This is a genomic window from Turicibacter sp. GALT-G1 (genome assembly GCF_025594995.1).
Taxonomy (GTDB): domain Bacteria; phylum Bacillota_I; class Bacilli_A; order MOL361; family Turicibacteraceae; genus Turicibacter; species Turicibacter bilis.
The window spans coordinates 27,325-39,823 of record NZ_JAMQUS010000032.1 but is presented as its reverse complement, the minus strand read 5'-3'; the positions used below and the strand labels follow the sequence as shown (position 1 = coordinate 39,823).

The window sequence follows — 12,499 nt, the reverse complement described above, 5'->3', positions numbered from 1 at the left end:
TTGAGACAGCCCCTTTTTTTAATTTCTATTATAAACAGATAAGTATTCTACCTCTCAAGTAGAAAATAAAAAAGACTGATATGTTTTACCTATCAAGGCAGCGGGATAGTGGGGCATTCTATGGGAGGAGCCATTGCGACGTACTATGTTTTAAAATATAATGCTCATAGTGTTTCAAAACTTGTTCTTTTAGGCGCTGCTATTCTAGCTTGGATTAAAACTACCGAGTAGAATTATGACTATACGAAGAATTCATTGCTCAACGCTTGAACAACCGACCTAAATTTATTCAATTAGTTCGTAATCTTTTCTTCTATCAATACACAACCTGTGAAACAGTTGTCTGATTCACTAATTTATGTCTGAAAGCAGCGGGATGGTCTACTGCTAAATCTTTAATGGCTTTACGCGATGAACAATTATTTAATGACCTATCCAATATCAAAATTCAAAACTCATCTCGCTCACTGAAAGTGGACACGCTGCATTTTTTGAAGAAAAAGATAAAGTTTCTAAAGCCATTGTCAAATTTGCAACCTCATAAAAAAAGGGACATCCCTTCTTTTTTAATCTTTAGTATTCTTTATCAGCAGATAGTTGACCGATAGGACTAATCCTCCTATAATACTGATATATTGAAAAATAAGGAATTTATCAGGGGGAAATTTTATGACTACAAATGTCATCGAAATTAGACAATTAACGAAAGATTATGGTAATAATCGCGGAATTTTTGATGTCTCATTATCAGTTAAGAAAGGCGAAGTGTTTGGATTTTTAGGCCCTAATGGAGCAGGTAAATCTACAACGATTCGACATTTAATGGGGTTTATTCAAGCCGATCAAGGAAGTTGCCAAATCAATGGACTTGATTGTTTAAGAGATCATGCCCGTATTCAACAAGCACTTGGCTATCTTCCAGGTGAAATAGCCTTCATGGATGATATGACAGGCCTTGAATTTATTAAATTTATGGCAAAAATGAAAGGAATGACTGATTTAACCAAAGCGTATGAATTAATGGAGCGCTTCGAGCTCAATCCACAGGGGAAAATAAAAAAAATGTCTAAAGGAATGAAGCAAAAAATCGGGATTATTTGTGCCTTTATGCATGACCCTGAACTGTTAATTTTAGATGAACCAAGCAGCGGGTTAGATCCACTGATGCAAAATCGTTTTATTGAATTAGTTTTAGAAGAAAAGCAACGTGGAAAAACGATTTTTATGTCCTCTCATATTTTTGAAGAAATTGAACGCACCTGTGACCGAACAGCGATGATTAAAGATGGACGTCTCATTTCAATTGAAGAACTTCAAACGTTAAAGGCTTCTAAACATAAAACTTATCAAATCACATTTGCCACACAAGAACTAGTGGAACAATTTATGGATGAGGGCTTTGAATGTAAACAAGTAGAATCAAACGTCATCAAAGTTGTACCCCGAAATAATCTAAACTATTTATTAGCTACCTTAAGTCGCTATGATATTATCGATTTAGATATAACCAAACCAACACTTGAAGAATTATTCTTACATTTTTACGGAGGGGATGAGTCATGAATTTAGCGTTATTTAAGCGTGAAATCAAATCAAACTATAAAGTGTTTATTATTATTTTTGCTGTCCTTTTAATGTATACCAGTGTAGTTACTAGTTTATTTGACCCTAATCTTGGGTCGATTCTAGAACAATTTTCTCAAACAATGCCTGAACTGATGAGTGCTTTTGGGATGACGAGTCCCGGTTCAACGCTTATTGAATTTTTATCATCTTATTTATACGGCTTTATTTATCTCGTCTTCCCACTCATTTTTGAAATCATTGTTGCGAATAAGTTGGTTGCCCGCTACGTCGATCGCGGATCAATGGCCTACTTATTATCCACACCCGTGAGTCGAAAAACCATTATTATGACACAAATTTCGGTTCTGTGGATAACTTTAGCTGCTTTAATTTGCTTGATGACGCTTGCTCAAATCATTGTTTCTCACTTGATGTTCCCAGGTGATTTAGATGTTTCTCGTCTGATTTACATGAATATTGGATTATATTGTCTTCATTTAGCGATAAGTGGTATCTGTTTCTTTGGTTCTTGTATTAGTAATGAAATGAAAAACTCTTATCTAATCGGGGCTGGAATCCCAATTCTTTTTATTCTCATTCAAATGCTCTCAAACATTAGTGATAAACTCGACTCACTTAAATATGTCACTTTATTAACCTTATTCCCAGCCCAAGAGATTGCTAGCCATGAAACGAATGGTCTTTTCCAAGCTGGGATTCTACTGCTAATCGCTACTCTCCTTTATTCACTTGGTGCCTATCTCTTTACTAAGCGCGATTTACCTCTTTAAAATTTAAAAGGTCTCACCAATCGGTGAGACCTTTTTTCATCAATCATTTTCATCCTCTCGTTGACGTTCAATAAATCCATACATTCCATCATTTAATTCAATGGTTAGCTGACCATCATTCGAAACAAAATAATATCCATAAGGCTTACAATCTTCTGAGTATTTAATCGTTCCTAAGACATTCGTTGTATCTTGTTGACTAATGGTAAAAACATCTCCATCATTTAATGTCGTTAAAACTTCTCCTAAATCAGCATAACAATTAAATTTCTTCGTTTTTTCATCAAAAATAATTTGCACATACATATTATGTGTTGCCATCATATCAACCCTTCCTAGTATTACAATTACTCTTAGTTTGGATAGATTCTTCTTTTTAATGTGTCATTTTTCTTTCAAATATCGACTTTTTTAATCATATGGGATTGATTTTAACACCTGATGCTAAGTTTCTCATTCCATGTGACACAAATTTAAAGTAAGAATTCAACTAATCAAAGCCTTTAGCTTGCTTATAGCATACTAAAGTGCTTATAATAAGCTCAAAAGCAATAGGGGGGATGTCTCATGAATCAGTTTAATTTTTATAATCCAACAAAGATTATTTTTGGCCGTGATCGATTTAATGAGTTAAATCATTTAGTGCCAAAGGATGCTAAAGTCCTTGTCTTATATGGCGGTGGAAGTGTTAAAAAATTTGGAACACTTGATCGTGTTTTAGCAGCTTTACCTAATCGTGAGATTTTAGAATTCGGTGGAATTGAAGCTAACCCTCGTTACGAAACATTAATGAAGGCAGTTGATCTGGTACGTGCAGAAAAGATTGATTTCTTATTAGCTGTCGGTGGTGGATCAGTTATCGATGGAACAAAATTCATCGCCTTAGCAAGTTACTATGAGGGAGATGGACTTGATTTATTACGTGATCGAAGCATTACAGCTAACTTAAAACAAGCTTTACCATTAGCTGCAGTCTTAACATTAGCTGCAACAGGTTCTGAGATGAATCGTGGAGGAGTTGTTAGTTCACCGATTGGAAAATTAGGATTTGGAAATGATTTAGTCTTCCCTAAATTCTCATTAGTGGACCCAAGCTTAACATTTACTTTACCAGAAACACAAGTCGCAAATGGAGTCGTCGATACATTTGTTCATGTGATGGAACAATACATGACATATCCAGCGGAAGGACGTTTCCAGGATCGTACGTCTGAAGGAATTTTAAAAACCTTAATTGAAATCGGACGTGCTACAATCGATAACCCAACAGATTATGATTTACGCGCGAATCTTGTTTGGTGTGCAACGATGGGATTAAACGGTTTAATTGGAGCCGGCGTTCCTCAGGACTGGGCCACTCATCGAATTGGTCATGAATTAACAGCTCTTTTTGGCATCGATCATGCCAAAACATTAGCAATCATTATGCCATCTTTATGGAACATCATGCGTGAGACAAAACGAGAAAAACTTTTACAATATGGTGAACGTGTCCTAAATATTACGACTGGTAGCGAAGAGAATCGTATTGACCAAATCATTGAAACAACTCGTCAATTCTTCGAAAGCTTAGGAATCAAAACAAGATTGAGTGACTATGGAATTGGAGCGGATCAAATCGACTCAATTCTCGCAGCACTTGAATCACACCATATGACGTCATTAGGAGAAAGAGGAGAAATTACACTAGAAATTAGTCGCAAAATCTTAGAAGGCGCTCTTTAATGATTAAACTAGTATAAAACATCAAAACTATCAAATACTATAACATGAGTCCAGGTGGGACTCTTCTCAAATTAGCTTCACTATAAAGAAAAAATTCCTATGACCTTCGGGCATAGGGATTTTTTCATTTTATTTCAAACTCTTTACTTTCAAATTCATGTTTAGTAAAGAATAATCTAACAATAATCTCATAAGCCATACAGCCAATAACACCGCCGAGCAACGCCCAACTTAATTGTTTTAAAATGGGAATCATCTTTCTTCTCAGAATAAAATAAACAGGTAAATAAAAAATTGCTGAAACAATCATTAACAATGAGCCTGTTACTAAATAATCAAAAATCTCCATTAGCCTATCCTCCTTCTTACACTTTACTGCTAGTTTAGCAATAAGTTTTTATGAGAAGAAGGATATTGACTCAATCGGAATTCATCACCAAAATACTGAAATTGTCACTCTTTAAATACAATCTTCATCTTTTTTCAATCATTAAAATTGAACAGCAATCTCTTGTGCTTGTTGAATGGCTTGACTTAATATTTCTTCTAATCCTTCAGGATTTGAATCAGTATTATCTACTGCTAATGTTTGAATGTCTTCAATGCCAAAGAAACCTAAAATTGTTCTTAAATAACGATCGCCCATCTCATATGGCATGTCTTTATATTCACCACCACGAGTCACAATATGAATGGCTTTTTTATTTTGGCATAATCCCACTGGGCCTTCTGCAGTATACTTAAACGTAATTCCAGTCACACTTATATAATCAATATAAGCTTTTAAAATAGCAGGAATACTTAAATTCCACATTGGTGCTGCAAAAATATATTTATCTGCCTCAACAAATTGATAAGCATATTTTAAGTGTGGATGTTTTTTACTTTCTTCTGTTTTTGGGCCAAACAAAACACCTAAATCTTCTGGTCTTAAAAAATCAATGCCTTCTTTATATAAGTCTAAAACGACTACTTCGTCATTTGGATGTTGTTTTTTATAGCTTTCTACAAATTCATCAGAAATCCTAAAAGTACGTGATTGTCCTTCTGGTTTAATATTCGCTTTAATATATAATACTTTACTCATCGTATCGCTCCTTTACTACTAACTAGTGATATTTACGAAAAATAATAGTCTAAACTTATACTTCCTGTTTAGATTATGTAAATCTCATATTCTTTATACTGACAAGGTCCCCTGTCTAAAATTGTCTTTAGAACTTCTTTTTCTTTATCGATTAAGACATTAAAAATTTCAGTAATATTTGAAAAATAACTTCCACTAATTAAGTTTTTATTACATATTAATGATTTTAATCAATTCACCTTCCAAAATAAAAAGCACCTCCTTTAGAGATGCTCTTATATTCAAACGTATTAATTGATTTCAACTAATAATTTTTTTAATGATACCAGTTTAATTAAACAAATGAAGATACCGCATCCTATGACTCCAGTAAAGAAATTAATCATAATAAGTTCAATTAATTTTTAAGAAAATGTAGGAAAAGTTATGAAGAAATTCTTAAGATTTTAGGTTTGATTTATATAATTTTAAAAAGAGACGAACTAGTTGAATCATTATTAAAATTACAATAACGAATACAAAAACACTTATCCACAGATTAGAAATTTTCATCATTAGATAGAGTAGCGCAACGATTAATATTAAATAAAGTGCGGCAACCAAAAGAAAAATCACCCATCGAATTGGACGACTAATCTGATTAGACTGAATCATCTCAAAACACATATCAATTAAAAACTCCAAAATAAAATTCATAAACAATCACCCCGTTTCATCTCCTATTTATCATAGATGATAAATGACTTAAAATTTGTCGATTAAAAAATAGGCAATAAAAAAATCATAGTACTAACATACTATGATTTTTTTAATGAAATTAAGCAGCCATGAACCAGAAATACGCAAGAACGATAATTCCTAATACAATGCGATACCAACCGAATACTTTAAAGTCATGTTTCTTGATGTATCCCATTAAGAACTTAATCGCTAAGATTGAAACGAAGAATGCTACTAACGTTCCTGTTCCTAATATAATAGCTTCGGCGGATGTAAAAACAAATCCAAACTTTAATATTTTTAATAAACTTGCTCCAAGCATGACCGGAATCGCTAAGAAGAACGTAAACTCTGAAGCGACATAACGTGAGGCACCAATTAAAATGGCTCCGACGATTGTTGCCCCAGAACGAGATGTTCCTGGTACCAACGCTAATAATTGGAAGACTCCAACCATGAAGGCAAATTTATATGTAATCTGTGTTAAATCATTAATGACTGGACGACGTCCTTTATTACGATTTTCAACAACAATAAATAAGACTCCATAAATAATTAACATTAAGGCAACTGTTAGTGGGTTAAATAAATACTCATCAATGACATCGTCAAATAATAAACCAATGACAGCAGCTGGTAAACAAGCAACAACAATCTTGAACCATAAATTCATCGTATCGTTTTTAACTTTAAATCCACCTTTAAATTCAAATGGGAATAACTTATCCCAAAATAAACAAACAACCGCCATAATCGCTCCAAGTTGAATAACAACGAAGAACATTTCCATAAACTCAGGCGTCATATTTAATTTAATAAACTCATCGACTAAAATCATATGTCCTGTACTACTTACAGGTAGCCATTCCGTAATCCCCTCAACAATTCCTAAGAAGATTACCTTTAAAATCTCAATAAAATCCACAACTAACCCTCCTAAATTCTAATCTTTAATCAATCCCCAATCAGCATTGATTTCTATAACCTCTTTATGATACTACGGATTACTTGTTAAGAAAATACTAAAATTGCATAAACTTACATCGCAATATCCGTTATAATAATTAAAAAAAGGGGGATAATGGATGAAAAAATTAAAAATATTTCTTATAACGCTCATTGGAGTCATGATATTGGGTATTTTCTTGTATTCACAAAACAAATGGATTAGCGTGGAGCAGATCACTGTACAGTCAACACGACTTCCACAAAATTTTGACGGATTTAAAATCATGCATCTCTCTGATTTACATGGACAATACTTTGGAAAAAATCAGAGTGATTTACTTAAAAAAATTAATACTTTTAAACCAGATTTAATTGCTATTACAGGGGACCTTTTCGATTCATCTTATGATGATGAAGCAAGTTTTAGCTTAATCGAACAGCTAAGTGATTATCCTGTTTATTTTGTGACGGGAAATCATGAAGCGTGGGAAAGCCATTTTAAAGAATTAAAAGAACGCCTTGTCCAAATGGGAGTCCGCCTATTACATAATGAACATGCAACGTTAGAGATTAATGGTCAATCAATTGAATTAGTCGGAATTGATGATCCTGATTTTGGTTCATCTGTGGATAACAATTTACGTATTGCATTACAAGAGAGTGAGTCAAATAAATTTAAACTTTTATTGTCCCATCGTCCTGAAGTATTTGAAACTTACGTTGAATCAAATATTGATCTTGTCTTATCTGGACATGCTCATGGTGGACAATTTAGACTTCCTTTCATTGGAGGACTAGTTGCCCCAAATCAAGGACTCTTCCCTGAGTTTTCAGAGGGAACTCATACCAAAAATCAAACAACGATGATTATTAGCCGAGGCCTTGGAAACAGTATTATTCCTCAACGGCTCTTTAATCGTCCACATTTAATTGAAATCACATTAAAAGCGGGTGCATTTATGCACCCGCTTTTTTAGCTCGGTAAGATAGTGATGTGCTATATGGATTTCATAAAAAAGATGAAATGATTTAAATATTATAATTGTTGATCTTCCACAGCGTCTAACCAAGCTTTAATATCTGTGATAATAGAGCTAACACATCCATTTTCAAATGGAGATTTTAAATTGGCATACTCAACTAATCCTAAGAATGATTTTGTTCCTCCAACTTCACATAAACGTACGTAATCATTCCATGCTTCCTCGCGGTTATCATACATACGTTTCCAGAACTGTAACGCACAAATTTGCGCTAATGTGTAATCAATGTAGTAGAATGGACTACCAAAAATATGCGATTGTTGGAACCACCAACCACCGCGCTCTAAAAAGTCACATCCTTCATAGTTTTTGTGTGGTAAGTATTGTTTCTCAAGTTCACGCCAAGCCGATTTACGTTGGGCTGGCGTTGCATCTGGATTATAGTAAACAAAATGTTGAAACGCATCGACAACAATTCCATAAGGAATAAATTTAATCGCTGATCCTAAATGAGTAAATTTATATTTTTCAGTATCTTCTTTAAAGAATAAGTTCATCCAAGGCCAAGTGAAAAACTCCATACTCATTGAGTGAATTTCACAGCTTTCATAAGTTGGGAAGTTTAATTCAGGTGTCTCAATCCAACGTGACGAGTAAACTTGGAAAGCATGTCCCGCTTCATGCGTTAGAACGTCAATATCTCCTGCTGTTCCATTAAAATTTGAGAAAATAAATGGCGCTTTATATTCTGGGATATAAGTACAATATCCCCCACCTGCTTTCCCTGGTTTATTCACTAAATCTAATAACTCGCTATCGACCATGAAATCGAAGAATTCTTTTGTTTGTGGCGACAATTCATGATACATTTTCACACCATTTTCTAAAATCCATTCTGGTTCTCCTTTAGGTGTGGCATTTCCTGTTGTAAATTCAAACTTTTCATCAAAATAACGGAGTGTTCCATATCCTAAACGTGCCTCTTGGCGATTATATAATGAGGTTGCCACTGGCACAATATAATCTAAAACTTGCTTACGGAAGTTTTCAACCATTTCAGGATTATAATCACTACGTGTCATACGAACATATCCTAGTTCAACGAAATTATTGAATCCTAATTTTTTTGCGATACGTGTACGAACTTTAACTAATTGATCATAAATCTCATCAATTTCTGCTTCATGCTCCTCGAAAAAGGCATATTTAGCTTTTGAAGCAGCTTCACGAACGGTACGATCTTCACTTAATAAATATTTCCCCATTCCAGGTAGGGTACGTTCTTCACCATCAAATGGAATTTTAGCTGACGCTAATAATTTCGTATATTGGCTCGATAATTTATTTTCCTCTTGTAAATCTGCAATAATTTCAGGAGAAAAAGCTTTTAAACGATAATCTAAAATGGTAAAGAATTGTTTACTTAACTTTTCTTCTAATTCATTTCGATAAGGTGATGAAACGACGGCGTCATAAAATAATGAATTAATTTCTTCATAAAGCGGTCCATATTCATCCCAATAATTTTGCTCAGCATCATAAAATTCATCACGTGTATCAATGCTGTGACGAATTGATGCTAATGTAGCCATCGTCTCAATATGATTGCGTGTCTCATTAATTCCAGTCACGATGTTGAGTTGTTCTGAGGCACTTGATGCCACCTTAAATTGATCAATTAATGACGTCATGGTCGCTTTATATTGATCAAAGTTTGGTCGTTCGTATTTAAACTCAGAAAATTTCATTTATCTCACTCCTAACATAGATTCGATTTACCTTATAATTTGCGTTATCTAAAATAACTCATTCCAATTTGTTTCCCCACATCTTAGATAATTTAAGGTATTACCGCTATTATACTATATCCTCTTAAGTTTTGTATGTTTTTACCAAATGTTTTTTTTAATTGTACACTTTGCATTGACTATTTCCATCATTTGTTCTAAAATCTTAACTATTAGGTGTCTTGTCACCTGTAAACTTAAGGGGAGATTCATATGATCAATCAAATTCTTGGGACACTGTATGGAATGGCAATCGGAGATGCCATGGGAATGCCATCTGAACTCTGGAGTCGTCAAAAAGTTAAAATTTTTTTTGGTAATATCCATACTTTCCTAGATGGACCTAGTGAAAACGAGGTCGCTTACCAATATAAAAAAGGGCAGTTTACGGATGATACAGCCCAAGCTCTTCTCATACTAGATTCACTTATCGCAAAAAACTTCCACTTCGAGCCTGATGATTTTGTTGAACGGTTATTAAATTGGGCTAAAGAGGAAAAAGCTTTTGAAAAAAATATCTTAGGTCCAAGTTCTAAAGCAGCTTTACTCGGTATTCAAGCAGGCGATGATGTCACAAAAATTACGAACCAAGCACAAACAAACGGGTCAGCGATGCGTATTGCACCAATTGGGTGTTTATTTCACCCTACACAAAAAGCGGAACTAATTAAATTCGTTAGTCAAATTTCTAAAGTCACTCATAGTAGCGACGTGACCCTTGCTGGCGCTTGTATGGTTGCCGCTGCTGTCAGTGGAGCCATGGCTTATGACACCTTCGATCACATTTTAGAATTTGTCTATTCAACAGAGGCCCCTGCAAGAGAATTAGGATTCGAAACCATTAACCCTTCATTAAGTACGCGTACCCGTTTAGGCATTGAATTAGCTAAACAACATGCAGGAGATGATGAAAACTTTCTAGAGTCTATCTATCAAACCATTGGATGTGGTGTTTTAATGAGTGAATCTGTTCCTGCCGCCTTGTCTATTGCTTATTATGCTAAAGATGTCGAACATTGTAGCTTACTTTGTGCTAATTTAGGGGGCGATACCGATACAATTGGGGCCATGGCTTGTGCCATTCGTGGAGCATATGAAGGTTATTCTTCCATTCGTTCCGAACTCATTGAAGAAATTAATCAATCGAATTCAGTTAATTTTATAAGATATGCGAACCACTTAAACGAGGCAAGGGGGACTTTGATATGAAAATATTAGTTCTGGGTAACGCCATTGTTGATGTTATACTCAATATTAAACATTTACCTCAAACAGGAGATGATATTTACTGTCAAAAACAAGCCGTCAATATTGGGGGATGTGCATATAATGTTGCAACTATTTTAAAACACTTTAATGTGAATCATGATCTTGTCGTTCCGATTGGCGAAGGTTCATATGCAACCATGATTAAACAAGAACTTATTCATGAAGGCTATCAGCTTCATATTCAAGATGACCGTGCTGATAACGGTTATTGTCTTTGTTTAGTAGAAGAGGGAGGAGAGCGGACTTTTATTACCGTTCCAGGTATTGAGAAGGACTATAAATTAGAATGGCTATCCCAATTAGATGCCTCTAATTATGAGACGGTTTATTTATCAGGTTATGAAATGGAAGGAAAAAGTGGAGAAATCATTAGTCAGTGGTTAAGTGAACAATCCATTCCAAACATTTACTTTGCTCCAGGTCCACGCATTACATTTATTGAAGAAGAAACGATGAATAAACTTTTAAATTTAAAACCTATTTTACATCTTAACAAATCAGAAGCTTTATCATTTACTCAAACAACTGAATTATTAGAAGCAGCTCAATCTTTAGTTGAACGAACACAAAATGAAGTCTTTATTACACTAGGGGAAAAGGGCGTTCTTCATTATCATGAAATGGCTGACTTCATTCCATCGGTACCAGCAACTGTTGTAAATACCATCGGAGCAGGGGATAGTCATTTAGGAGCAATCTTAGCAACTCGTGCACTTGGATATGACACTTTAACGTGTTGTGAAGTTGCTAATAAAGTAGCTGCAAAGGTTGTGAGTTTAAAAAGCAGTAAATTAGAAAAAGAAAATTTTAATAAGGGGGACTTTCTTTTATGTCAACATTAGTGATGAAAACAAAAAACTATTTTAGCGATTGGACATTATTCGAAATTTCATGGTTAATCATTTCCACCTTAACCATGTTAACGTTAAGTATCATTTGGGGAGATTCACCGATGGCACTGATCAGTGGGGTAACAGGTATTATTTCGGTTGTTCTTTGTGCTAAAGGTAAAATTTCAACCTATGCATTTGCCTGTGTTAACGTTGGACTTTATGCGATTATTGCTTATCAAAATCGACTATTTGGTGAAGTCATGTTAAATGGATTTTACTATTTACCGATGAATATCGTTGGATTTTATATGTGGCGTAAACAAAAAGATGATGCAGGAACAGTTATTGTACGTCGTTTAACACCTAAACAAATCATCTTATTAATTATTGGATTATTAATTGCCATAACCGCTTATTGGCGTGTCCTCGTTGCACTTGGAGGAAATCTTCAATTAATTGACTCAATTACAACCGTTCTTTCGATTGTTGCTTTCTTACTTCAGATTGGTCGTTTTATGGAACAATGGATTTTGTGGATGATTATCAATGTCTTCTCCATTACGATGTGGTCACTATTACTCGGAACACCGGAAGGTAGCGTCACAATGATTATCATGTTCTCAGCTTATCTAATTAATGGAGTCTATGGATTTAGAAACTGGTTAAAATTAAGCAAGGTCAATTAGTCACCCACTTATCTAGTTCATTCGATATCAAAATAGAAATATATCTTCCCCTTTTAAATTAATATCCTATATAAATTCTTTTAAACTTCTATATTTAGAAAAGA

13 protein-coding genes are annotated in these 12,499 nt (G+C 34.3%); 8 read left to right on the top strand and 5 right to left on the bottom strand.

Annotated features, from left to right (window positions below):
• Nucleotides 1-108: 108 nt before the first annotated feature.
• The 3 genes from NEH74_RS06475 (at nucleotide 109) to NEH74_RS06465 (ending at nucleotide 2,357) form a co-directional block, all read left to right on the top strand.
• Nucleotides 109-231 (top strand): alpha/beta fold hydrolase, encoded by a 123-nt coding sequence (locus tag NEH74_RS06475; protein WP_256637857.1) that lies wholly within the window; start codon nucleotides 109-111, stop codon nucleotides 229-231.
• Nucleotides 232-669: 438 nt separating this feature from the next.
• Nucleotides 670-1,563, top strand: a complete 894-nt coding sequence (locus NEH74_RS06470) for an ABC transporter ATP-binding protein (protein ID WP_055304495.1) — start codon at nucleotides 670-672, stop codon at nucleotides 1,561-1,563.
• Nucleotides 1,560-2,357 carry an ABC transporter permease gene (locus NEH74_RS06465; RefSeq protein ID WP_055244593.1) on the top strand — a complete coding sequence of 266 codons (798 nt, stop codon included), beginning with the start codon at nucleotides 1,560-1,562 and terminating at the stop codon, nucleotides 2,355-2,357. The genes NEH74_RS06470 and NEH74_RS06465 overlap by 4 nt, the downstream gene beginning before the upstream one ends.
• A 39-nt stretch (nucleotides 2,358-2,396) precedes the next feature.
• Here the strand turns inward: NEH74_RS06465 and NEH74_RS06460 are convergent, their stop codons facing one another.
• Nucleotides 2,397-2,681 carry a hypothetical protein gene (locus tag NEH74_RS06460; protein ID WP_237252747.1) on the bottom strand — a complete coding sequence of 95 codons (285 nt, stop codon included), beginning with the start codon at nucleotides 2,679-2,681 and terminating at the stop codon, nucleotides 2,397-2,399.
• Nucleotides 2,682-2,924: 243 nt separating this feature from the next.
• On the opposite strand from NEH74_RS06460, the gene NEH74_RS06455 reads away from it, so the two are divergent.
• A complete protein-coding gene (locus tag NEH74_RS06455; RefSeq protein WP_262941209.1) occupies nucleotides 2,925-4,082 on the top strand; it encodes an iron-containing alcohol dehydrogenase in 1,158 nt (385 codons plus the stop codon).
• 124 nt (nucleotides 4,083-4,206) lie between these two features.
• Here the strand turns inward: NEH74_RS06455 and NEH74_RS06450 are convergent, their stop codons facing one another.
• From NEH74_RS06450 to NEH74_RS06440, 3 genes are all read right to left on the bottom strand, one after another.
• The gene (locus NEH74_RS06450; protein WP_055304503.1) at nucleotides 4,207-4,431 is read right to left on the bottom strand and encodes a hypothetical protein; all 225 of its coding nucleotides are present in this window, start codon (nucleotides 4,429-4,431) and stop codon (nucleotides 4,207-4,209) included.
• Nucleotides 4,432-4,572: 141 nt separating this feature from the next.
• Complete coding sequence (locus NEH74_RS06445; RefSeq protein ID WP_055244600.1) at nucleotides 4,573-5,169, bottom strand: NAD(P)H-dependent oxidoreductase; 597 nt, start codon at nucleotides 5,167-5,169, stop codon at nucleotides 4,573-4,575.
• Between the two features lie 817 nt (nucleotides 5,170-5,986).
• Entirely contained in the window at nucleotides 5,987-6,814 is an 828-nt protein-coding gene (locus NEH74_RS06440; protein WP_262941208.1) for an undecaprenyl-diphosphate phosphatase, read from the bottom strand.
• A 160-nt stretch (nucleotides 6,815-6,974) separates the two neighbouring features.
• Between NEH74_RS06440 and NEH74_RS06435 the strand changes: the two genes are divergently transcribed.
• Nucleotides 6,975-7,814, top strand: a complete 840-nt coding sequence (locus tag NEH74_RS06435) for a metallophosphoesterase (protein WP_212725188.1) — start codon at nucleotides 6,975-6,977, stop codon at nucleotides 7,812-7,814.
• A 59-nt stretch (nucleotides 7,815-7,873) separates the two neighbouring features.
• Here NEH74_RS06435 and NEH74_RS06430 read toward each other — a convergent pair whose 3' ends face one another.
• Nucleotides 7,874-9,568 carry a M3 family oligoendopeptidase gene (locus NEH74_RS06430; RefSeq protein ID WP_262941207.1) on the bottom strand — a complete coding sequence of 565 codons (1,695 nt, stop codon included), beginning with the start codon at nucleotides 9,566-9,568 and terminating at the stop codon, nucleotides 7,874-7,876.
• A 252-nt stretch (nucleotides 9,569-9,820) separates the two neighbouring features.
• On the opposite strand from NEH74_RS06430, the gene NEH74_RS06425 reads away from it, so the two are divergent.
• From NEH74_RS06425 to pnuC, 3 genes are read left to right on the top strand one after another with little or no spacing between them, the layout of a single operon-like run.
• Nucleotides 9,821-10,816, top strand: coding sequence for an ADP-ribosylglycohydrolase family protein (locus NEH74_RS06425; protein WP_055243538.1), 996 nt, complete (start codon nucleotides 9,821-9,823; stop codon nucleotides 10,814-10,816).
• Complete coding sequence (locus NEH74_RS06420) at nucleotides 10,813-11,718, top strand: PfkB family carbohydrate kinase (RefSeq protein ID WP_262941206.1); 906 nt, start codon at nucleotides 10,813-10,815, stop codon at nucleotides 11,716-11,718. Before NEH74_RS06425 ends, NEH74_RS06420 begins: the two co-directional genes overlap by 4 nt.
• A complete protein-coding gene (gene pnuC / locus NEH74_RS06415) occupies nucleotides 11,706-12,395 on the top strand; it encodes a nicotinamide riboside transporter PnuC (RefSeq protein WP_055304516.1) in 690 nt (229 codons plus the stop codon). Before NEH74_RS06420 ends, pnuC begins: the two co-directional genes overlap by 13 nt.
• Nucleotides 12,396-12,499 lie beyond the last annotated feature (104 nt).

Excerpts from the sequence above, each read along its gene's own strand:
- NEH74_RS06470 (WP_055304495.1), top strand. The coding sequence starts at position 670 with ATGACTACAAATGTCATCGAAATTAGACAATTAACGAAAGATTATGGT.
- NEH74_RS06465 (WP_055244593.1), top strand. The coding sequence starts at position 1,560 with ATGAATTTAGCGTTATTTAAGCGTGAAATCAAATCAAACTATAAAGTG.
- NEH74_RS06460 (WP_237252747.1), bottom strand. The coding sequence starts at position 2,681 with ATGATGGCAACACATAATATGTATGTGCAAATTATTTTTGATGAAAAA.
- NEH74_RS06455 (WP_262941209.1), top strand. The coding sequence starts at position 2,925 with ATGAATCAGTTTAATTTTTATAATCCAACAAAGATTATTTTTGGCCGT.
- NEH74_RS06450 (WP_055304503.1), bottom strand. The coding sequence starts at position 4,431 with ATGGAGATTTTTGATTATTTAGTAACAGGCTCATTGTTAATGATTGTT.
- NEH74_RS06445 (WP_055244600.1), bottom strand. The coding sequence starts at position 5,169 with ATGAGTAAAGTATTATATATTAAAGCGAATATTAAACCAGAAGGACAA.
- NEH74_RS06435 (WP_212725188.1), top strand. The coding sequence starts at position 6,975 with ATGAAAAAATTAAAAATATTTCTTATAACGCTCATTGGAGTCATGATA.
- NEH74_RS06430 (WP_262941207.1), bottom strand. The coding sequence starts at position 9,568 with ATGAAATTTTCTGAGTTTAAATACGAACGACCAAACTTTGATCAATAT.
- NEH74_RS06425 (WP_055243538.1), top strand. The coding sequence starts at position 9,821 with ATGATCAATCAAATTCTTGGGACACTGTATGGAATGGCAATCGGAGAT.
- NEH74_RS06420 (WP_262941206.1), top strand. The coding sequence starts at position 10,813 with ATGAAAATATTAGTTCTGGGTAACGCCATTGTTGATGTTATACTCAAT.
- pnuC (WP_055304516.1), top strand. The coding sequence starts at position 11,706 with ATGTCAACATTAGTGATGAAAACAAAAAACTATTTTAGCGATTGGACA.